Below are 21,371 nucleotides of genomic sequence, written 5' to 3' on the forward strand. Positions count from 1 at the left end.
GTCCCCCTTCCCTGCATGGCCGCCCTCCGATGAACATCAGCCCCCTGGTCCTGGGAATCTCCCTGGCCTTGATATCCCTGCATGGCAACGCTTCTGCGCAGGACGCCTCCGTCCAGAACCAGGGCAGCGCCGACGCCGCAACGCTGGACGCGGTGGTGGTCACCGGTGCGGCACGCACCCAGCGTCGTTTCGATGCGTCCTTCGCGGTCAATTCACTCAGCCGCGAAGACGTGCAGAAACTCGCACCGAAAAGCTACGCCGACCTGCTCGGGTCCGTGCCCGGCATCCATGTCGAAGCCACCGGAGGCGAGGTGCAGAACATCACCCGGCTGCGCGGCATTCCCACCGATCGTGGCTTCATCGCTTTCCAGCAGGACGGCCTGCCGCTCTACCAGGAGCTGGATGGCCACTTCTTCAACTCCGGCGACGGCATGAACCGGTTCGACGTGATGAACCAGCGGGTGGAGATCGTACGTGGTGGCCCGGCGCCGATCTATGCAAGCAGTGGCGGCGCCATCGTCAACAACATTCTGGCCGAGGGCTCCGAAGAGACCCACGGCAAGGCCCAGCTGACCGTCGGTGACACCGGGCTGTACCGCGGCGAGATGTACCAGTCCGGCGCCCTCGGCAAGGACACCTTCTACGCGGTCGGTGGATTCCTGCGCCAGCACGATGGCTACCGCGACAACGGCTTCCCGAACGACAAGGGCGGGCAGATCAGGGGCAATATCAAGCACTACTTCGATGACACCAGCTGGTTCAAGGTCAGCGGTACCTTCGTCGATGACCACAATACGTTCTACCTGCCGATCCCGGTCGCCGATCCACGCAATCCCAGCGTTCCGCTGGACCCGTACATCGACTACTTCGACGGTACGCTGAACTCGCCGTCGCTGCGCAGTGTCAACCTGAAGTACCTCGATGGCGGCGGCGTCCTGCAGGGCATGAACCGCGACCTGGCTGATGGCCGGCACATGCGCTTCGGCAATATCGGCTTCCAGTACGAGAATACCGCCAGCGATTGGACGATCTCGCTGAAAACCGGTTACACCAAGGGCCGCAACACCTTCGACGCACTGTACTCGACCACCAACCCGGTCGACGCACGCACTTTCGCCAACGGCTATCTGGGCGCGGCCCGTACCTCCTTCGGCGCCGGCGTCGCGCGGATCGGCTACGCACTGGCCGGCAGCAACGGGGCGAGCGCCTACGACCCCTATGCCGACTCCGGCCTGGTGATCTCGGCCCAGTACCGGGCCGCAGATTCGGATTTCTACTCCGGCCAGGCCGACCTCAGTGCGACGCGGCTGTTTGAAACGGCCTGGGGCAGCCACGATCTGAACATCGGTGCATACACGGCCTTCTTCGGCACCACGGCCTTCAGCCTGTACCAGGACATGCTGATGGAGATGCGCGGCAAGCCACGCCTGCTGGATCTGGTGGCCTACGGCAACGATGGCGCCCCCTTGGGATACGTCACCGACAAGGGCACGCTGCGTTACACCACCACCCTCAATCGCGGCAAAGTGGATGCCCGCATGTTCGCGGTGTATGCCAATGACACGTGGGCACTGACGGACCGCTTCAAGCTCGACGCTGGTATCCGCCATGAACGCTATCGCTATGAAGGCTACGCAGAGCAGACCGCCCAGGTCGACCTCGGCGACCGCAGCACACTGGCCGACAACACCACGCGCCGGTTCACCGGCGTCGTCCAGAACCATCGCCTGGACCCGTCCGCGACCAACTGGACCGTCGGTGCGAACTTCGATTTCACCCCTTCGGTGGGTGCTTACGCCCGCGTCTCGCACATGGAGATCGTTCCCAACTCGTCAGTGGCACGCTCGATCGATCCCACTATCGTGCAGACCCAGCTGGACCAGTACGAGTTGGGCCTGAAGGCCGGGTTCGGCCGGTCCTACCTGTACCTGACCGCGTTCTACACGAAGTTCGACCCACTCAACGCCTCGTTCGTGGCGTTCAACCCGACCACCGGCCGCAATGACCAGTCGGTGCCGTTCATCGGTACCGCCGTCTCCAAGGGCATCGAACTGGATGGGCTGTTCCGGCCGCTGGACTGGTTCAGCATTGCCGGTTCGATCACGGTCAGCGATCCGCAGTACGACAGCCTGCAGAACGATTCCGGCGCCGATCCGGCCGCCGTCAACGGCAAGCAGATCGTTCGCGAGCCCAAGCTCTACGGCAACCTCCGCCCGACCTTCAGCTTCCAGCACGGCCAGGACCAGTTCGAGACCTGGCTGCGCTATGACGTGGTCGGAAAATCCTATGTTGATCTGTTCAACCAGACGGCGCTGCCTGCCTACCAGACCCTGGGGCTGGGCGTTTCATGGAAGCGCGGCAACTGGGGCGCACAGCTGGTGGGCGACAACCTGACCAATGAAAAGGGACTCACCGAGGGCAATACCCGCACCGACGCCCTGGCCGGACAGGGTTCGGCCGAGGCAATCTATGGACGGCCGCTGTTCGGCCGCAACGTCCGCCTGATGGTCAGCAGGAGCTGGTGATGCATCGACGATTTGCCTTGTCCCTTGCCCTGCTTGCCACGGCAGCGCTGCCGCTTGCGGCGGCGGCCGACGACCGCGACAGCGCCGCGCTGGCCGCACGACTGTTCCCGACCCTCGTACAGTTGAAGCCCGATACGCTGCCCGGTGATGCGCGTGCCCTCCTGGCCGAACGCATGCAGCAGCTGGCCGGCTGCCGGACCGCCACCTGCACGCTCGCGTCCGCACGCTGGACGCCCGCGCAGGCAGGCCTGTTGACCGCTGCGGCTCCCGCGCACGCCGAGGCCATCGAGCGGGAGCTGGCGGGCCTCAACAACATCCTCTCCGTCTATGGCCAGGGCCAGCCGCCCCGCTACGACGCCATCGACGGCCCGATCGGCGCAGCGGGCAGCACGCGACTGGCCGGCGACGTCACCATTGCCATGCAGATGAGCGAGGTGGACGCCAGCGCGGCCTACACCGCCTTCGATCGCAGCATCGCGGTGGCGGTGGGCCTGCTCGATGCCAATGACCGCCTCGATGCGATCCGCTTCGAGCCGATCAGCGCGGAAACGAACGCCGCGCCGTTTGCGCGTGCGCGGCAGCTCGATTGGAATGCGCATCCGTACACCGCGCTCATCGTGCTGGGCCAGGGACCGGACGAATTGACCACCCCGCTCAGCGCCGGCAGCAAGCTGCGCCTGAAGGCAGCCGCGCAGCGCTACGCGGCAGGTGATGCACCCTTCCTCATCGTCTCGGGTGGTGCGGTACACCCACGCGGCACCCGCAGCGTCGAAGCGGTGCAGATGCGCGAAGCGCTGATGGCACGCTTCGGCATTCCCGCAGATGCAATCATCATCGAGCCGTATGCCCGCCACACCACCACCAACCTGCGCAATGCAGCCCGGTTGCTGGCGGCCCTGCAGGCACCGCCGCGGCAACCGGCATTGGTGGTCAGCAGTCCATCACATATCGATTCGGTCGCCAGCAGCGCCTTCAGCGAGCGCAACCGCCATGAACTGGGTTACGTTCCGGGCGAGGTCGGTTCACGTGTTTCGCCCTACGCGATCCCGTTCGTGCCGGCTCCCGAATCGCTGCGCATCGACCCGATGGATCCGCTGGATCCCTGAACCGCGCGACGGCATCCTCAGTAGCCAACCTTCACCGTGAACATCACGTTTCGCGGTGCCCCGTACCAGCCCTGGTTGTAGAAGCCGATCTGCGAGTAGTAGTGGCGATCGAACAGGTTGTTGATGTTGACCGCCGCCGACACGTTGGAGCTGAACTGGTATCGCGCCATCAGGTTGACCAGCGCATAGCTGGGCTGCTGCACCGGCACCCGGCGATTTCCGGGTGCGGTGGCGGTCTGGTACATGCGGTTCTGCCAGTCCACGCCACCGCCGATCGTCAGCCGGTCCCAGGTACCCGGCAGTCGCCAGGTGGTGAACAGCTTGAACAAGCTGCGCGGCTTGGCGGTGTTGATCGCCCTGCCCTGCGCGTCCTGCGCGATGAAGGTGGTGAAGCTGGTGCCCAGGCTCCACCCCGGCAGCGGCTCACCGGCCAGTTCCAGTTCCAGGCCGTCCACCGTTGCGCCCTTCACCGCACGATACGCCGCCTGCGTACTGCCCTCGACCAGACCCCCCGTGGCCTCGGCCAGATTGTCCTGCTGGGTGCGGAACAGCGCCGCCGACGCATTCAAGCGCTCCTGCAACCAGCTGCCCTTCAGGCCCAGCTCATAGCTGCGGCCGCTGACCGGGTCGAGGATCTGCCCGGATTCGTTGCGGTTGTTCTGCGGCTTGAAGATGCCGGTGTAGCTGGCGTAGGCGCTGCTGTAGCCGTTGAGGTCCCAGACCACACCGGCATACGGCACGAACTCGTTGCGGTACCGGTACTTACGCTTGCTGCCGAAGTAGACCTGGTCGGTCTCCCAGTTGCTCAGGCGGCCACCGACGATTACATGCAGCGGATCGGCCAGCGACAGCCGCACCACCGCATAGGCACCGCTCTGCTGATTGTCCAGATCATCGGCCTGGGTCTTGCTGCTGGCCCACACCGGTTCCGGCGTACCGGGCCCGTGCCAGTCCAGATAGCTTGCCAACGGCGGCAACGGCGCCAGTGCGCGGTACTGCCCCAGTGCGATCTCGTCGCGTGAGCGCGACCAGCCGACGGACGCCGTGTGCTGGCGGCCGAACAGCTGGAAGGGACCGGTCAGGCTGACGCTGACCGCCTCGCGGCGCACCGGACCGTCGTAGCGGGTGAAGCTGTTGCCATTGGGCATCGCCCCGGTCACCGGATCGGGATAGCCGCCCCGGTAGAGATGCTTCATCTCCATATCGGTATGCGAGCGGCTGTAGGACACGCGTGCCTGCCAGTCGTTGCCGAAGCGATGGTTGAAATCGAAGAAGCCGTTGCGGGTATCGGTGGTCATCCGTGCCCACGGCGCGGTGGCCGATACCGAGCGGTCGAAGCGGGTACGCGTGCCGTCGGCGTTGAACAGCGCGAAGCCGCTGCCGAAGCCACGATTGTCGTTGGCCTGGTAGGAGATACCGGCGATCAATCCGGTGTCCTCGCCCAGGTCCACGCTGACCACGCCGTAGAGCGTCTTCGCGGTGCTGTCCAGGCCCGCCGTATAGCTGTCCCCCTCGGCCTGCGCGGCGACCATGCGGCCACGCACGCGCCCTTCCGGGCTGAGTGGGCTGGACACATCCACCCAGGCGCGGCGTGCGTCCCAGCTGCCGAGGCTGATGCCGCCATTGGCGGCAACGTCGCGCAGCGGGCGCTTGCGAACGTAGTTCACCGCCGCCGACGGATTGCCGGCACCGGTCATCAGGCCATTGGCGCCGCGCACGATCTCGATGCGGTCGTACACCACCATGTCCAGGTTGTTCTCGCCGAAATTCCACGGCGACAGCACCGGCATCACCACGCCATCGAACTGATAGTTGTCGATGTCGAAGCCGCGTGCCGAGAACGAGTAGCGGTTGGCATCACTGCGCGTGACCGAGATGCCCGGAGCAGTGGCCAGCGCATCGGCGGTGCTGAGCAGGCCCCGGTCCTCGATCTGCTGGCGGGTGATGACGCTGACCGACTGCGGCGTCTGCCGCGAGGTCAGTGACAACCCCGTCGCCGTGCCCATGGAGTCGGTGGTGTAGGAACGTGAGGATTCGGTGCTGCCATCGAGGTCGGCCGTGACCTGCACGGTGGGCAGCTGCGAGGTGTTCGCGGCAGGGGCGCGCTCGGCGCCGTGGGCAGTATTGAACAGCGCCAGGGTCGTGCCGATGGCGGTTGCCAGGGCGCGCGGGCGGATACAGGCGGGCATGGGAGATCCAGCAGGAGGGAAAGGCTGGATGAGAATTATTGTCATTTGAGCGTGAGCACACGTATGCCCGGACGCAGCAGATGTATGCGCGCTGCCGACGCTGATCCGGGGTCAGCGCAGCTGGCTGGGCGCGATACCGTAGCGCGCACGGAACGCGGTGGCGAAATTCGTAGCGTGCCGGTAGCCGACGAAATGCGCGGCCTGCTGCACGCTGCAACCCTGCCGCAGCTGCTCGCAGGCCAGTTGCAGGCGATGCTCGCGCAGCCAGCCGAACACCGAGCACTGATACACCTGCTGGAACTTCAGGCGCAGGCTGCTTGGGCTCATACAGGCCAGGCGCGCCAGATCCTCCAGGCAATGGTCGGCGGCTGGAGCCGCCTGCAGGCAATCTATCACCCGCAGCAGCATGCGACGATCACGTGCTGAAACACGCAGGTCCGGCGATGCCTCCCGCGCAGGTGCGCCCAGCGCCAAGGCCAGCATCTGCAGGCCGATACTCTCGCACAGCAGTGCATGCATCGCGCCGTGCCAGCTGCCCGACAGCAGCTGGTCAGCGGCGTGCTCGAGGTGCCCGGGGACCTGCCAACCACGTAACCGCGGGTGACCGGTGCGATGTGCGGTGGACAGCAGTTCGCTGATCATCGGGTCGTCAATCCCGTCGGGTGCCTCCAACGAGACATTCAGGCTGCGCATCCGCTGCCCTGCGGGATGAATCGCGGTCATCGGCGCCGCCTCGGCCAGCACCATCGCGCCGGCGCCCGGGCTCATGCCGATCACCGCCTGCCCGGCCAACCGGGCCCCTGCGCGTCCCTCCAGCATCACGATCGCCGAGAAGGCCGGCGGCGATTCCGAGGTTGCCTCGAACGGCTGATGGGCGATCACGTCCGACAGCGCCAAGGTCATGCCCGGGCGCAGGCGACGCTGCTCCACCCTGCCCTGCACCACGCACTGTTCACCCGACAGATCTGCGGCCAGTGCAGGCAGGCGATAGCGGAAGCCGCTGCTGCGGCCCAGGCGATCGAGGTCGGCAAGGGTGAGGTTGAGCATGATGGGACCAGGCTGGAACGTCCTGCATTTTCATATGAGAACCATTCTCATATCCAGCCCCGCCACAAGGCCCATTCCACCCTTGTCGATACAAATAGTTACGTTATAACATTTCACATTGTTTTCACGGATCGTGCCATGCGTCGCCACCTGCTTGCTGCTGCCATTCTGTTCGTCGTCCACACCGCCCAGGCCGCGGACGAACCCACCCTCCCCACCCTCCAGGTCCAGGCCTCCCAGCCCTCGCGCATCGACAGCCGGGTCACTGTCGACAACCCACACGCGCAGAACCGCACCCTCGGCGGCCTGCTCGAACACGTCTCCGGCGTGCAGAGCAGCGCCTTCGGGCCGAATGCCGGCGCTCCGGTCATCCGCAGCCTCAGCGGCAACCGCGTGCAGATCCTGCAGGACGGCCAGTCCATCCTCGGCATGAACGCGATCAGCGGCGACATCAACATTCCGTTCGATCCGCTGTTCGTACGCAGTGTGACCGTCAACAAGTCCTCCGACACCGTGCGCTACGGCGGCAATGCGATCGGCGGCAGCGTGGAGATCGATTCGGGCCTGATCTCGCGCAGCATGGAAGACAAGGACCAGTCGATGGAACTGGTCCTGCGCAAGGGCTTCAATGCCGCCGACGCGCAGGGCTTCCGCATGAACTTCAACAACCAGCGCAACCTCTCGACCAACCTGCAGGTCTCGCGCCAGCGTATCTCGCACTACGACATCCCCGGCAACAGCAAGGCCAGTGTCTGCAACACCGGGCTGTTCCCGCCCACCGGCGGCGTCAACTCGGCGCTGGCCGACAGCTGCCAGAAGGAGGCGCGCGTCCAGCAGATCTACAACAAGGCCTCGCAGCCCTACATCGACCAGTTCATGACCGAAAACCCGGACTGGGCCGATGGTGATTTCTCGTTCTACACCAACAACCCGACCTCGATCTGGCAGCGCCGCACCTACATCAATCCGGTCAATCCGGCCTATGTCGCCGGCACGCCGTCATACGTACAGAAGCAGATCAACAACGATGTGACGCCCGATTACCATCACCGGTTGGGCAACAGCTACGCGCGCAATTCGCAGGTGGCGTTCGGGTCGACCCTGTTCTTCGAGCGTGGTTACGTGGGTGTCAGCATCGATGCCAAGGACAGCGAATACGGCGTGCCGGGGTTCTCGATGCAGAACCTGTCGTTCGGTTCCAACTACGCCAACGCATTGCCGGTGGGCGTGGTGATCAAGCAGGAACGCTACGCACTGGAAGCCCTGCTGCGCGATCCGTTGCCGTGGTTCGAGCGCGCCGAACTGCGTGTTTCCAAGCTGGACAACACCTCGGGCGAGCGGCTGGGTGCCACCCGAGCCAACGACTACGATTTCGAGAGCACCCAGGCCGAACTGCTGCTCAGCCACCAGCGGATCGGACCGCTCAGCGGCCTGCTCGGATTCAGCCACCAGTCGCGTGATGTCACCGGCAGCGGCTCGCTGCGCTACCTGCCTGACGTCGACACCCGCAGCAACGCGGTGTTCCTGAAGGAGACGCTGGACTTCGGCTGGGCCAGTTTTGACGCTGGCGTGCGCCACGAGCGCGTTGACCATGACCTGCAACCAAGCCGCTTCAAGACCGCGCGCAATGCCGCCAACACGAAACTGCAGGATCGTTCCTTCCGGCTCAACAGCTACAGCCTGGGTTCGTATGTCGAGCTCGGTCCGTTGTTCGCCGCCAAGGTGCGCTACTCGTCCTCGCAGCGCGCACCGGAGATCAACGAGTTGTATGCGAGCAACGCACACTACTCGGTGATGACCCAGGAAGAAGGCAACCAGAACCTTGAGCCGGAACGCGCGAAGAACCTCGAGCTGACCGGCCTGTTCCACGTAGGCGGTTTCGAACTGTCGGCCACCGCCTACCGGATGAAATACGAGAACTATCTCTACCTCGGCTATTCCGGCGTGCAGACGGCCAACCGCCTGCCGCTGAAGTACTGGAAGCAGACCGACACCACGGTGAAGGGCTTCGAGATCGACGCATCGCAGGCTCTGGACCTTGGCCGCTATGGCACGTTGAACATCTCTGCCTTCGCCGACCTGGTGAAGAACAAGGCCGATCACCCCGATTCGCTGCGTGCCCACAACGACGGCGAGTACCTGCCGAACATGCCGACCAACCGCTACGGCGCCAACCTGCAGTGGCAACGCGAGGGTTGGAAGGCGCAGCTGTCCAGCACCTACTACGACACGCAGAAGTACCTCGGCCGCAACGTCAGCGAGGAAGTGCCGCTGGATGCCTTCAATCTGGTCGACCTGCAGGTCAGCCGCGAGCTGCCGGTGCGCAACAGCTACATCGCCGGCATGGAGGTGTTCGTCAATGGCAGCAACCTGCTCAACGAGGAAGCACGCCCGCACAACTCGCCGCTGAAATACATCGCGCCGTTGCCGGGGCGTGGGTTCCAGGTGGGGGTGACGGTAAGGCTCTGAGCCGGGGGCATCCGAAGCGCCATCCATTGATCGATGATCAGTGGATGGTGCACCGGCAATGAGTGCCGCCATAAAGAAAAACGCCTGCAGATCGAGGATCTGCAGGCGCTTCTTTGTATCTGGCGGAGTGAGAGGGATTCGAACCCTCGATAGAGCTTTTGACCCTATACTCCCTTAGCAGGGGAGCCCCTTCGGCCACTCGGGCATCACTCCGGGGTTTTCTCCGCGTCTGGTGCGTTGCACCTCAGCGGGGCGTGAATCATAACGTTAATCGAGTGCGAAGGTAAAGCGTTATTCGGCAGAATTTTCGCTACCGGTGCCACCGGCTTCGTCACCGCGCTGGATGCGCTGATAGATCTCTTCGCGATGCACAGCGACGTCCTTCGGCGCGGTGATGCCGATACGCACCTGGTTACCCTTGACGCCAAGCACGGTGACGCTCACCGAGTCACCGATCATCAGGGTTTCGCCGACGCGGCGAGTCAGGATCAACATTTTTGTAAGTCTCCATGGAACCGTGTGGAAGGGTATCCCCCACCGGCTTGACGCTCCGTCAAGAAGCGCTACCACGACAAAGGGAAAAGATTCGCAATGGTACCGTCAGCCGTCCCGCTCCTACAAGGAGGGGGACGGCCAGGTTCATCACAGGCGGGGGCTGACCCATTCGACGACTGCAGCCAGCGCAGTGGCAAGGGCGGGCCCGTCCTCGCCACCACCCTGGGCGAGGTCCGGGCGTCCGCCGCCCTTGCCCCCGATCTGACTGGCGATATGGGACAACAGTTCCCCAGCCTTGACCTTGCCCATTGCGCTGCCGTTCACACCCGCGACCAGGGCGGCCTTGCCGTCCTGGGCGCCGGCCAGCACGATCACCGCGTCGCCCAGCTGCTGCTTGAGGCGGTCCATGGCGTCACGCAGGGCCTTGGCGTCGAAACCCTCCAGACGGGCGGCCAGCACCTTCACGCCAGCAACCTCGACGGCCTGGCCTGACAGGTCGGCCGTGGCACCGGCGGCGACCTTGGCCTTCACGGCTTCCAGTTCGCGCTCCAGCTGCTTCTGGCGCTGGCCGAGGGCACGGATCTTCTCGACCACGTCCGTGGCGCTGCCGCCGAGCAGCTCGGCGGCTTCGGCCAGGCGGGCCTCTTCGGCATCCACATAATCCAGGGCGCCCTGACCGGTAACGGCCTCAATGCGGCGTACGCCGGCGGAAACACCGCCCTCGGAGGTGATCTTGAACAGGCCGATGTCGCCGGTGCGGTTGACGTGGGTGCCGCCGCACAGCTCGGTGGAGTAGTCACCCATCTTCAGCACGCGCACGTGCTCGCCGTACTTCTCGCCGAACAGCGCCATCGCACCGAAGTCCAGCGCTTCCTGCATGCCCATGTTGTGCACTTCGGCGGCGTTGTTCGCGCGCACCTGCTGGTTGACCTTGCGCTCGATCACGGCCAGCTCTTCCGCGCTGATCGGCTGGAAGTGCGAGAAGTCGAAACGCAGGCGGTCCGGAGCGACCAGCGAGCCCTTCTGCTGCACGTGGGTGCCCAGCACTTCGCGCAGGGCGGCGTGCAACAGGTGGGTGGCCGAGTGGTTGAGAATGGTGGCGCCACGGCGCTCGCCATCCACCTGGCCGGACAGCACATCGCCGACCTTCAGGCCGCCTTCGGACAGGGTGCCGACGTGGCCATGGAACTGGCCGGCGAACTTCTGGGTGTCTTCCACCACCAGGCGCACGCCGTTGCCGGTGAGCACGCCGGTGTCGCCGACCTGGCCGCCGGACTCGGCGTAGAACGGGGTCTGGTTGGTGATGACGATGACTGCGTCACCAGCATCGGCCGACTGCACCGGACGGCCGTCCTTGAGCAGGGCCAGCACGGTCAGGCCGTCGGCCTGCAGGCGGTCGTAGCCGAGGAACCGGGTCGGGCTCAGGGTCGCCACCAGCTCGGCCGGCAGCGTCACGCCGCCACCGAACTTGCCGGCCGCACGTGCGGTTTCGCGCTGCTGTTCCATCGCAGCATCGAAGCCGGCGATATCGACGGTCAGGTCGCGCTCGCGGGCGATGTCCTGGGTCAGGTCGAGCGGGAAGCCATAGGTGTCGTACAGGCGGAACGCGTCAACGCCCGGGATCACGCCATTGCTGGCCTTGCCCGCGACGTCCTCGAAGATCTTCATGCCGGCGTCGAGGGTTTCAGCGAAACGCTCTTCCTCGGCCTGCAGCGCACGGGTGACGGTGTCCACCGCTGCCGGCAGTTCCGGATAGGCCTCGCCCATCTGCTCGACCAGGGTCGGCACCAGCTTGCTGAAGAACGGCTGGCGCACGCCCAGCATCCAGCCGTGGCGCAGGGCGCGGCGGATGATACGGCGCAGCACGTAGCCACGGCCTTCATTGGAGGGCAGCACACCATCGACGATCAGGAACGAACAGGCACGGATGTGATCGGCGATCACACGCAGCGACTTGTTTTCCAGGTCGGCGGTGCCGGTCAGCTCGGAGGCCTTGCGGATCAGAGCCTGGAACAGGTCGATCTCGTAGTTGGTGTGCACGTGCTGCAGGATCGCCGCCAGGCGCTCCAGGCCCATGCCGGTGTCCACGCACGGCGCCGGCAGCGGCACCAGGGTGCCATCCGGCTGGCGGTCGAACTGCATGAACACCAGGTTCCAGATTTCGATGAAGCGGTCGCCGTCCTCATCCGGGGAGCCCGGGGGGCCACCGGCGATATGGTCGCCGTGGTCGTAGAAGATCTCGGTGCACGGCCCGCACGGGCCGGTGTCGGCCATCTGCCAGAAGTTGTCCGAAGCGAACGGCGCGCCCTTGTTGTCACCGATGCGCACGATGCGCGCTTCCGGAATGCCGACCATGTCGCGCCACAGTTCGTAGGCTTCGTCGTCGGTCTGGTAGACGGTGACCAGCAGGCGCTCGGCCGGCAGCTTCCAGACCTGGGTCAGCAGTTCCCAGGCCCAGGCGATCGCGTCCTTCTTGAAGTAGTCGCCGAACGACCAGTTACCCAGCATTTCGAAGAAGGTGTGGTGGCGTGCGGTGTAGCCGACCTGATCGAGGTCGTTGTGCTTGCCGCCCGCGCGCAGGCAGCGCTGGACGTCGGCCGCGCGCACGTAGCTGCGCTTTTCCGCGCCAAGGAACACGTCCTTGAACTGCACCATGCCGGAGTTGGTGAACAGCAGGGTCGGATCATTGCCCGGCACCAGCGGCGCCGACGGCACGATGGTGTGGCCTTTGCCCTTAAAGAATTCAAGGAAGTCGCTGCGGATCTGGGAAGTCGTGAATTTGGCGGATGCGTTCATTGGGGGCTGGCAGTCTGCGGGCCGGCGGGCCCGGACCACCGGCCGCATTGGCCAGGGTCGCGAGGGACCGCCGAAAACCTAAAGGGTATCAGGCCCGGCGCCGCCAGTCTCAGTCATCCGGGTCGTAGCGGGTCGCGCGGCGGATGCTGTCGCCGTCGAAGCCGCGTCGGGCCAGCAGATCGGCGGCCTTGCGCCGCTGCGTCAGGTCCTGCGGGCCGGCCTCGCCAAAGCGTCGACGGACCAGATCACGGGCGTTTTCCTGCCAGTCGCCTTCGTAGCTGTCCATCGCCGCGGCAATCGCGGCACTGTCCAGGCCGTGGGTCCCCAGCTCGGCGCGGACATGGATCGGCCCATAGCCGGTGTTGGCACGCATCCGCACCAGATTCTCGGCAAAACGGGTGTCGTCCTGCCAGCCGGCCTCGGTGAGCTTGGCGACAGCCGCCTGCGCCGCATCGTCTTCGATGCCGCGTGCGGTCAGCTTGCGGGTGAGTTCCTTGCGCGAGTGTTCGCGGCGGACCAGCAGGCCCAGCGCCCGTTGCACGGGGGTCTGCTCACGCGGCCGGCGTTTGCGACCGGTGGGAATGTCGTCGGCGTCGGACATGCGTACTCCAAGGGTGGCGCCATCCGTGGCACCCAGCCCATCCCTGGGCGATTCGAACCTGCGGGACAGGGCGACGTCACTGACGGCGCCGCCCTGCCCCACAGCAAGCTTTACTCGTCGTCGCCTTCGTCGTCGCCTTCCTCACGGCTGGCTTCGGTCGGCTGGAACTTCTCGCGCAGCTCGGCTTCGAGCTTCGCAGCAACTGTCGGGTTGTCGCGCAGGTAACCGCGGGCGTTGTCCTTGCCCTGGCCGATGCGCTCCTCACCGTAGCTGTACCAGGCACCGGCCTTCTCGACCAGCTTGGCATCCACGCCCATGTCGATCAGTTCGCCTTCGCGGCTGATGCCCTCGCCATATAGGATCTCGGTGATGACCTGCTTGAACGGAGGCGCCAGCTTGTTCTTGACGACCTTGATCTTGGTCTGGTTGCCGATGATCTCGTCGCCCTTCTTGATCGCGCCGATACGGCGGATGTCCAGGCGCACCGAGGCATAGAACTTCAGCGCGTTGCCGCCGGTGGTGGTTTCCGGGCTCTGGCCCGGCATCATCACACCGATCTTCATGCGCAGCTGGTTGATGAAGACCACCAGGGTGTTGGAGCGCTTGATGTTGCCGGTCAGCTTGCGCAGTGCCTGGCTCATCAGGCGGGCCTGCAGGCCCGGCAGCTGATCGCCCATCTCGCCTTCGATTTCAGCCTTCGGGGTCAACGCGGCGACCGAGTCGATCACCAGGATGTCGACCGAACCCGAACGGACCAGCATGTCGGCGATTTCCAGCGCCTGCTCACCGGTATCCGGCTGCGACAGCAGCAGGTCGTCCACGTTCACGCCCAGCTTGGCGGCGTAGATCGGGTCCAGCGCGTGCTCGGCGTCGATGAAGGCCGCGGTGCCGCCCATCTTCTGGCATTCGGCGATGGCCTGCAGGGTCAGCGTGGTCTTGCCCGAGGATTCCGGCCCGTAGATCTCGACGACACGGCCCTTCGGCAGACCGCCGATGCCCAGTGCGATGTCGAGCATCAGCGAACCGGTCGGGATGGCTTCGACGGGCTCGACCACGCGGTCGCCCATGCGCATCACCGAGCCCTTGCCGAACTGCTTTTCGATCTGGCCCAGAGCTGCAGCGAGGGCGCGCTTCTTGTTCTCGTCCATCGGTTGGGTCCTTGCAGAGGTCGTGTCGTTGGAGGTGCTGTCTTTGGGGGTCTTCTTTGCCATGGGCTCACTTTAAGTCGGATGTATCGCACAGGCTGAGATTCTGCCCGGCGCTCTGAAAAGAATTATCGGACATCCGTACCAACCTCAGTGGAACCAGAGAATCGCCACAAAAGACCGCGGGGTAATGCGCTATGGAACGGGTCAACGGTTGGGTCGCAACAGGCCGCAATAGAGGCCTTCGATCGAGAAGTCCTGGTCCGGCAGCACCTCGATCGGCTTGTAGTCGGGGTTGCGCGGCAGCAGGCGGATACGATCCTTGGCGATCTTCAGCAGCTTGACGGTGATCTCGTCATCGATGCGGGCCACCACGATCTGGCCGGAATGGGCGTCGCGGGTGCGGTGCACGCCGATCAGGTCACCGTCGAAGATGCCTTCGTCGATCATCGAATCGCCCTGCACCTTCAGCAGGTAGTCCGGTGCCGGCGAGAAGAACACCCGGTCCAGCACCACGAAATCGTCCGAGCCGATATCGGCGCCGATCGGCAGGCCCGCCGCAACCCGGCCGAGCACCGGCAGGCGCAGCACGCTGTCGGGCAGGCCCGGCTCGGCCAGCTTCTCGACCGGCGGCGCCTGCACCAGGCGGATGCCGCGGGCCTGGCCCGGGATGCGACGGATCGCACCGGCCTGCTCCAGGGCCTCCAGGTGGTACTGGGCCCCGCGCACGCCCTTGAAGCCGAACGCACGTGCGATTTCAGTCTGCGACGGCGGCGCGCCTTCGCTCTCGATACGCTCGGCGATCAACTGCAGGATCGCCTGCTGGGTGTCGGTCAGGTCCATGGTTAGTAGTATTACTACTAACGTGCAGGACTGCAAGTGCCGGAGACGACACGGCGACATCTGTAGTGCCGAGCCGTGCTCGGCAATGTGGCGAATGGCTGGGCTGACCTGGGCAAGAGCAGCCGAGCATGGCTCGGCTCTACAGGAATCGGTGCGGCAAGCACACTAGGTGTGCTTGCCGCTTCTCCATATCGAGAACAGGATCCACACGCCGCAGAAGCCGGCGCCGATGAAACCGCACACACCCAGCGCCAGCAGCCAGCGGCTGGAGACACCCCCTACGCTGTGCATCACGATCGACGAGCCGATGATCAGCGCAGCAGTGACGATGCCCATCACCAGCCGGTTCGCCGCACGGTTCACCTGCTCGCCGAAGCCCTGCAGCGCGCTGGTTTCCACCTTCAGCTGCAGCCGCCCACGGCGCGCCGCCTGCACCAGCTTGCGCAGGTCGCGGGGCAGCTCACCGGCGAAGTCGACCAGGCCCAGCAGGCTGCGCCGGCCACGCTTGAGCAGCGCCCTGGGCGCATAGCGCTGCAGCACCACGCGCTCCAGGAACGGGCGCGCGGCGCTGGCCATGTCGAAATCGGGGTCCAGCTGGCGGCCCATGCCTTCCAGGGTCAGGAAGGCCTTGATCATCAGTGCCAGATCGGCCGGCAGGGTCAGGCTGTAGCTGCGCAGCAGCTGGGTGATGTCGCCCAGCATCAGGCCGATGCGCAGGTCCTTCAGCGGCACGCCACGGTACTGATCGACGAACTGGCTGATGTCGTGCTGCAGCCGGTTCTCGTCCACCTCGACACCGCCGGCCCAGTCCAGCAGCACGTCAGCCACGCCCTGCGGATCCTGCTCGACCAGCCCGTGCAGCAGCTGCGCAACCTGGAAACGCCGTACTTCGGACAGCGCGCCAACCATGCCGAAATCAATCACGCCGATGCGGCCATCACGCAGATAGATGATGTTGCCGGGGTGCGGGTCGGCGTGGAAGCTGCCGTCCTCCAGCACCATCTTCAACACGATGTCGGCGCCACGCCGTGCCAGCTCGCGGCGGTCCAGCCCGGCCGCATCGACACCGGCCAGGTCTCGGCCGGGAATGCCGTCGACGAAATCCTGCACGTTCAGGCTCTCGCAGGTCCACTGCCAGTGCACGCGGGGAATCAGGATGTCATCACGACCATTGAAGTTGCGCGCGATGCGCTCGGCATTGCGGCATTCGGCGGCGAAATCCAACTCGCGGCGCAGCGACACGGTGAACTGCTGCACGACTTCGGCCGGGCGGTAACGACGCAGGTCTGGCAGTCGGGCCTCGACGATCTCGGCCAGGCGGGCCAGCAGCCGCAGGTCGGCCTCGACCACATCGCGGATGCCGGGGCGGCGCACCTTCAGCACCACCTCGCGACCATCATGCAGGCGCGCGCGATGGGCCTGCGCCAGCGAGGCGGCGGCCATCGGGGTTTCATCGAGGAACGCGAACACGTCCTGCGGAGACGCACCAAGATCGGCTTCGAGCTGCTCGCGGATATCCGCATATGGCAGCGCCGGCACCGCGTTCTGCAGCTCAGAGAGCTCGGCGATCCATTCCGGCGGCAACAGGTCGACACGCGTCGCCAGCACCTGGCCGAGCTTGACGAAGGTCGGGCCGAGGTCCTGCATTGCGCTGCGCACACGCACCGGCGCGGTCATCCGCAGCAGCTCCTGCCGCTCCTCGTTCCAGTGCAGCAGGCGCCCTGCCCGCTCCAGCGTGCTGGCCAGGCCGATGCGCCGCACCACATCGCCGAAGCCATAGCGGATCAGGACGACGGCGATTTCCTGCAGTCGGCCCAGGTCACGGACCGTGCCCAGCGTTTCCCACATCATGCGTGCTCCGGACGATTACCGGAGCAGCATGTCACAGCTGGGCGTCGATACCGCGCAATGCCGCCGCCACGGTTTGCCGGCGGATGGCTTCGCGGTCACCATCGAACTGGAAGAGTTCGGCGCGGGCATAGCCGCCACGGCGCTTCCAGCCGATCCAGACGCTGCCGACCGGCTTGTCCGGGCTCCCTCCACCGGGGCCGGCGATCCCGGTCACCGCGACGGCGATACCGGCGCCGGAGTTGACCAGCGCACCGGACACCATTTCCAGCACGGTTTCGCGGCTGACCGCGCCGAACTGCTCCAGGGTCTGCGCGCGTACGCCCAGCAGGCGCTGCTTGGCCTCGTAGCTGTAGACCACCATGCCGCAGTCGAAGAACGCCGAGGAACCGGCGATGTCGGTCATGCACTTGGCGATCCAGCCACCACTGCAGCTTTCAGCGGTCACCAGCTGCAGCGAGGCCTGCTGCAGGCGCTGCCCGAGCGCGGCGGACTGGGCATTGAGATCGGCGTCGGTGGGAATGGACATCGGCATGACGGTGGGGTGAAGAACCTGCACGTTGTACCGCAGATGACAGCCGGATGTCGCGCCCCTCCAGCAAGGTCGCGCTGCCGGCCAGCGGCCGGCACTACCGGGCCGGGCCGCTAGCTCACCACTCCGGCAGTTTCTCCGGCAGCAGCGCCCGGATCGGCGCGCCGTCGGCACTGGCGGCCAGCTTTTCGGCTTCGGCGATCGGCAGGTCGACCTGCAGCAGCCAGCCATCTTCATCGGCCTGCTCGCTGCGGATCACTTCCAGCTGGTGCAGGCGCGCACGCAGGCGGCCGGCATCCGGCGGCAGTCGCAGTTCGCCGGTAACGTGCTGCAGGCCCAGGCGCTTGCCCAGCACTGCCTGCAGCAGCTCCAGGCCCTGCCCGTCACGCGCGGAAATCCACACCCGCTCGCGACGGGACTCGTCCGGGATACCATCCTGGCCATCGTGGCGGACGTCGGCACCGTCGATGCGGTCGATCTTGTTGAATACCAGCAGCTGCGGCAGGTCACCGGCACCGACCGCGGTCAGTACCTCGTCCACCTGCGCGATGCGCTCCTCGCGGTGCGGATCGGCAGCATCGACCACGTGCAGCAGGAAATCAGCCTCGCGCGCCTCGGACAGGGTCGAGCGGAATGCGGCGACCAGATCATGCGGCAGGTCACGGACGAAGCCGACGGTATCGGCCAGCACTACGTTGCCCCCCGGCACCGCAATGCGGCGCACGGTCGGATCCAGCGTTGCGAACAGCTGGTCGGCGGCATAGGCCTCGGCGCCGGTCATGGCGTTGAACAGGGTCGACTTGCCGGCGTTGGTGTAACCCACCAGGGCCACGCGCGGCAGCTCGCTGCGCACGCGCGCACGGCGCATCTGGGTGCGCTGCACTTCAACCTTTTCCAGGCGCTTCTGCAGCTGCTCGACCCGCTTCTGCAGCAGGCGGCGGTCGGTTTCCAGCTGGGTTTCACCCGGGCCGCGCAGGCCGATCGAACCGCCGCGCTGGCGCTCCAGGTGGGTCCAGCCGCGCACCAGCCGCGTGGCCAGGTGACGCAGCTGCGCCAGCTCGACCTGCAGCTTGCCCTCGTGGCTGTGCGCACGCTGGGCGAAGATGTCCAGGATCAGGCCGGTACGGCCGATCACCCGACGCTCGAGGAAGCGTTCCAGGTTGCGCTCCTGGCCCGGGCTCAACGCATGGTTGACCAGGATCAGGTCGGCACCACTGGCGTCGGCCGCAGCCTTGATCTCGTCCAGCTTGCCGCTGCCGATCAGGGTCGACGGATTCGGACGGTCCAGGCGCGCGGTGATCGTCGCGGCAATGCTGGCCCCAGCCGAGCGGGCCAGATCACCGAATTCTTCCAGCACATCGTCTTCCAGCTTGCCGAAATGGGGCTGGATCAACAGGGCGTGTTCGCCCTTTTTCGAGCGGTCAAACATTCACCGCTCCGGTATTACTCGTCTGCTTCATCACCTGCCTGACCACCTTCACCCGACTGCACGTAACCACCGCCCGGACCGACCTTCACGTTGCGTGCCGGAACGACCGTGGAAATGGCGTGCTTGTAAACCATCTGACTGACCGTATTGCGCAGCAGGACCACGAACTGGTCGAACGACTCGATCGTGCCCTGCAGCTTGATGCCGTTGACCAGGTACACCGAAACCGGCACGCGCTCGCGCCGCAGTGCGTTCAAGAAAGGATCCTGCAGCGATTGCCCCTTGGACATTGCACACTCCTGTTTATTGTTCTTATTGGGTTGCCGACGGTTGCCACGGCCCCCGAGCCGCCCGCCGACCGATGATGTTACACGGCTGGCGGCGGTTCAGCGTGCGACGAAGGTCGACACCGCGCCGGCCAGGCGCTCATGGTCGATATGGGGGTCGAACCAGCGCGCATCAAGTTCGCCGCGCAGCCAGGTCAGCTGGCGCTTGGCCAGCTGCCGGGTGGCGAAGATCGCCTTGTCACGGAAACGGGTGGCATCGCCCTCGCCGTCGAGGTATTCCCAGGCCTGGCGGTAGCCGACCGCGCGCACCGCCGGCAGGTCCAGCGGCGCCGTCACGGCGGCCATTTCCGGCATCGCGCGCAATGCCCGCACCTCGTCGAGGAAGCCCTGCGCCAGCATGGCGTCGAAGCGCGCCTCGATACGCTGGTGCAGCACCGCGCGGTCACGCGGCGCCAGGATCAGCTTGAGGGTGCGTACCGGCAGCGGCGCCACGCCCGGCCGACGCTGCCATTCGGTGATGGGGGTGCCGGTCAGGCGGTAGACCTCCAGCGCCCGCTGGATGCGTTGCGGGTCGGTGGCATGGATGCGTGCCGCCGCAGCCGGGTCGACCTTTGCAAGCTCAGCATGCAGTGCCGCCCAGCCACGCTCGGCCGCCTCGGCGCTGAGCGCCTCGCGCATCACCGGGTCGGCCTCCGGCATCGGCGACAGGCCCTGCAGCAGGGCCCGGAAATACAGCCCCGTTCCACCGGCCAGGATCGGCACTTTGCCACGCGCCACGATGTCGGCCACAACCCGGCCGGCATCGGCGGCGAACTCGGCTGCCGAGTAGGTCTGCCAGGGATCGCGCAGATCCAGCAGATGATGCGGCGCCTGTGCACGCTCGGCGGCGTCAGGCTTGGCCGAGCCGATGTCGAGGTGGCGGTAGACCAGCGCCGAGTCGACGCTGACGATTTCGCCATCCAGCTGCTGTGCCAGGGCGATCGCGGTTGCGGTCTTGCCACTGGCGGTCGGCCCCATCACGGCGATCGCCAGTGGCCGCCGGTCGATGCCCATCAATCTTCGTCCGGCCAGCGGATCGTCGGCGTGGCGTCGGCACGTGGCGTCGGCACGGCGTCGACGGCCTGCCAGATCTTCAGCGCATCCACCGTAGCCGCCACGTCATGCACGCGCACGATGCGCGCACCGCGCTGCACCGCGATCAGATGCGCGGCCACGGACGCCGCCACGCGTTCAGACGGGGTGTCGCGCCCGGTCAGCTCGCCCAGGCTGCGTTTGCGCGACAGGCCAGCCAGCATCGGCACGCCCAGCTCCAGGAAGCGCTCCGAGCGGGCCAGCAGGGTCATGTTGTGGGCGGTGGTCTTGCCGAAGCCGAAACCGAGATCGATCAGCAGGTTCTTCTTCGCGATACCTGCCATCTCGGCAGCGAACAGGCGCTGCACCAGGAAGCCGTGCACCTCGGCGACCACGTCGTCGTAGTGTGGATTCCCCTGCATGTGGCCCGGCTCGCCCTGCATGTGCATGAGCACCACCGGCACGCCGACGTCGGCAGCGGCTTCCAGTGCGCCGTCCTGACGCAGGCCGAAGATGTCGTTGATCATGCCGGCGCCAGCGGCCACCGCCGCGCGCATCACCTCCGGCTTGAAGGTGTCGATGCTGATCGGCACCTGGGTGCGGGTGGCCAGCTGCTCGATCACCGGAATCACCCGGCGCAGCTCATCCTCGATCGATACCGGCGCAGCGCCCGGGCGGGTCGATTCGCCGCCGATGTCGAGCAGGTCGGCGCCCTCCTCGACCAGCTTCAGGCCGTGGGCGACGGCCGCCTCGGTGGTGTCGTGCGCGCCGCCATCGGAGAACGAGTCCGGGGTGACATTGACGATGCCCATGACCCGGGCACGGTCCAGGCGCAGGATGCGGCCGGCGCAATCGAGCTGGGGCGAGGTATCGAACATGGGCAATCCTGCAGGGACAACGGCGGGTAGTTTAGTTCGGCAGGGCGGCGCCCTGCACCCGCCGAGGCCAGAGCGACAGCAACAGCCGGAGCAACAGCGGGTTTACTGAA

At 65.9% G+C, this 21,371-nt stretch carries 16 protein-coding genes and 1 tRNA gene; 3 read left to right on the forward strand and 14 right to left on the reverse strand.

The window, feature by feature from the left end:
* The first annotated feature begins 29 nt into the window (after positions 1 to 29).
* Complete coding sequence (locus tag AC13FN_RS00105; RefSeq protein WP_482984342.1) at positions 30 to 2,525, forward strand: TonB-dependent receptor; 2,496 nt, start codon at positions 30 to 32, stop codon at positions 2,523 to 2,525.
* Positions 2,525 to 3,631: a YdcF family protein gene (locus AC13FN_RS00110; protein WP_482984341.1), complete on the forward strand. Its 1,107-nt coding sequence runs from the start codon at positions 2,525 to 2,527 to the stop codon at positions 3,629 to 3,631. Before AC13FN_RS00105 ends, AC13FN_RS00110 begins: the two co-directional genes overlap by 1 nt.
* Before the next feature lie 17 nt (positions 3,632 to 3,648).
* On the opposite strand, the gene fauA is transcribed toward AC13FN_RS00110, so the two are convergent.
* Both fauA and AC13FN_RS00120 read right to left on the reverse strand, forming a co-directional pair.
* Positions 3,649 to 5,820 carry a TonB-dependent alcaligin siderophore receptor FauA gene (gene fauA, locus AC13FN_RS00115; protein WP_054171440.1) on the reverse strand — a complete coding sequence of 724 codons (2,172 nt, stop codon included), beginning with the start codon at positions 5,818 to 5,820 and terminating at the stop codon, positions 3,649 to 3,651.
* A 111-nt stretch (positions 5,821 to 5,931) separates the two neighbouring features.
* Entirely contained in the window at positions 5,932 to 6,867 is a 936-nt protein-coding gene (locus AC13FN_RS00120) for a helix-turn-helix transcriptional regulator (protein WP_482984340.1), read from the reverse strand.
* A 138-nt stretch (positions 6,868 to 7,005) separates the two neighbouring features.
* On the opposite strand from AC13FN_RS00120, the gene AC13FN_RS00125 reads away from it, so the two are divergent.
* The gene (locus tag AC13FN_RS00125; protein ID WP_482984339.1) at positions 7,006 to 9,336 is read left to right on the forward strand and encodes a TonB-dependent receptor; all 2,331 of its coding nucleotides are present in this window, start codon (positions 7,006 to 7,008) and stop codon (positions 9,334 to 9,336) included.
* A 120-nt stretch (positions 9,337 to 9,456) separates the two neighbouring features.
* Here AC13FN_RS00125 and AC13FN_RS00130 read toward each other — a convergent pair.
* The 12 genes from AC13FN_RS00130 to folP all read right to left on the reverse strand — a co-directional run bounded on the left by AC13FN_RS00130 (position 9,457) and on the right by folP (position 21,261).
* A tRNA-Ser gene (locus tag AC13FN_RS00130) sits at positions 9,457 to 9,549 on the reverse strand.
* A 78-nt stretch (positions 9,550 to 9,627) separates the two neighbouring features.
* Positions 9,628 to 9,831: a carbon storage regulator CsrA gene (csrA, locus tag AC13FN_RS00135; RefSeq protein ID WP_004152909.1), complete on the reverse strand. Its 204-nt coding sequence runs from the start codon at positions 9,829 to 9,831 to the stop codon at positions 9,628 to 9,630.
* Positions 9,832 to 9,978: 147 nt separating this feature from the next.
* Positions 9,979 to 12,627, reverse strand: coding sequence for an alanine--tRNA ligase (gene alaS, locus AC13FN_RS00140; RefSeq protein ID WP_482984338.1), 2,649 nt, complete (start codon positions 12,625 to 12,627; stop codon positions 9,979 to 9,981).
* 109 nt (positions 12,628 to 12,736) lie between these two features.
* Positions 12,737 to 13,228 (reverse strand): recombination regulator RecX, encoded by a 492-nt coding sequence (recX, locus tag AC13FN_RS00145; RefSeq protein ID WP_010484253.1) that lies wholly within the window; start codon positions 13,226 to 13,228, stop codon positions 12,737 to 12,739.
* A 110-nt stretch (positions 13,229 to 13,338) separates the two neighbouring features.
* On the reverse strand, positions 13,339 to 14,376 hold the full coding sequence (recA, locus tag AC13FN_RS00150; protein ID WP_010484252.1) for a recombinase RecA: 1,038 nt from the start codon (positions 14,374 to 14,376) through the stop codon (positions 13,339 to 13,341).
* A gap of 204 nt (positions 14,377 to 14,580) precedes the next feature.
* Positions 14,581 to 15,216, reverse strand: a complete 636-nt coding sequence (gene lexA / locus AC13FN_RS00155) for a transcriptional repressor LexA (RefSeq protein WP_482984337.1) — start codon at positions 15,214 to 15,216, stop codon at positions 14,581 to 14,583.
* Between the two features lie 165 nt (positions 15,217 to 15,381).
* Positions 15,382 to 17,064: a 2-polyprenylphenol 6-hydroxylase gene (gene ubiB, locus AC13FN_RS00160; RefSeq protein ID WP_054171438.1), complete on the reverse strand. Its 1,683-nt coding sequence runs from the start codon at positions 17,062 to 17,064 to the stop codon at positions 15,382 to 15,384.
* Positions 17,065 to 17,098: 34 nt separating this feature from the next.
* Positions 17,099 to 17,593, reverse strand: coding sequence for a CinA family protein (locus tag AC13FN_RS00165; protein ID WP_005409020.1), 495 nt, complete (start codon positions 17,591 to 17,593; stop codon positions 17,099 to 17,101).
* A 121-nt stretch (positions 17,594 to 17,714) separates the two neighbouring features.
* Positions 17,715 to 19,025 (reverse strand): ribosome rescue GTPase HflX, encoded by a 1,311-nt coding sequence (gene hflX / locus AC13FN_RS00170; protein ID WP_482984336.1) that lies wholly within the window; start codon positions 19,023 to 19,025, stop codon positions 17,715 to 17,717.
* A gap of 14 nt (positions 19,026 to 19,039) precedes the next feature.
* Positions 19,040 to 19,315 carry an RNA chaperone Hfq gene (gene hfq, locus AC13FN_RS00175; protein ID WP_004152891.1) on the reverse strand — a complete coding sequence of 92 codons (276 nt, stop codon included), beginning with the start codon at positions 19,313 to 19,315 and terminating at the stop codon, positions 19,040 to 19,042.
* Positions 19,316 to 19,411: 96 nt separating this feature from the next.
* Positions 19,412 to 20,365, reverse strand: a complete 954-nt coding sequence (miaA, locus tag AC13FN_RS00180) for a tRNA (adenosine(37)-N6)-dimethylallyltransferase MiaA (protein ID WP_049434773.1) — start codon at positions 20,363 to 20,365, stop codon at positions 19,412 to 19,414.
* On the reverse strand, positions 20,365 to 21,261 hold the full coding sequence (gene folP / locus AC13FN_RS00185) for a dihydropteroate synthase (protein ID WP_482984335.1): 897 nt from the start codon (positions 21,259 to 21,261) through the stop codon (positions 20,365 to 20,367). The genes miaA and folP overlap by 1 nt, the downstream gene beginning before the upstream one ends.
* Positions 21,262 to 21,371: the final 110 nt, after the last annotated feature.

This window comes from Stenotrophomonas sp. 115C5 (assembly GCF_056861055.1).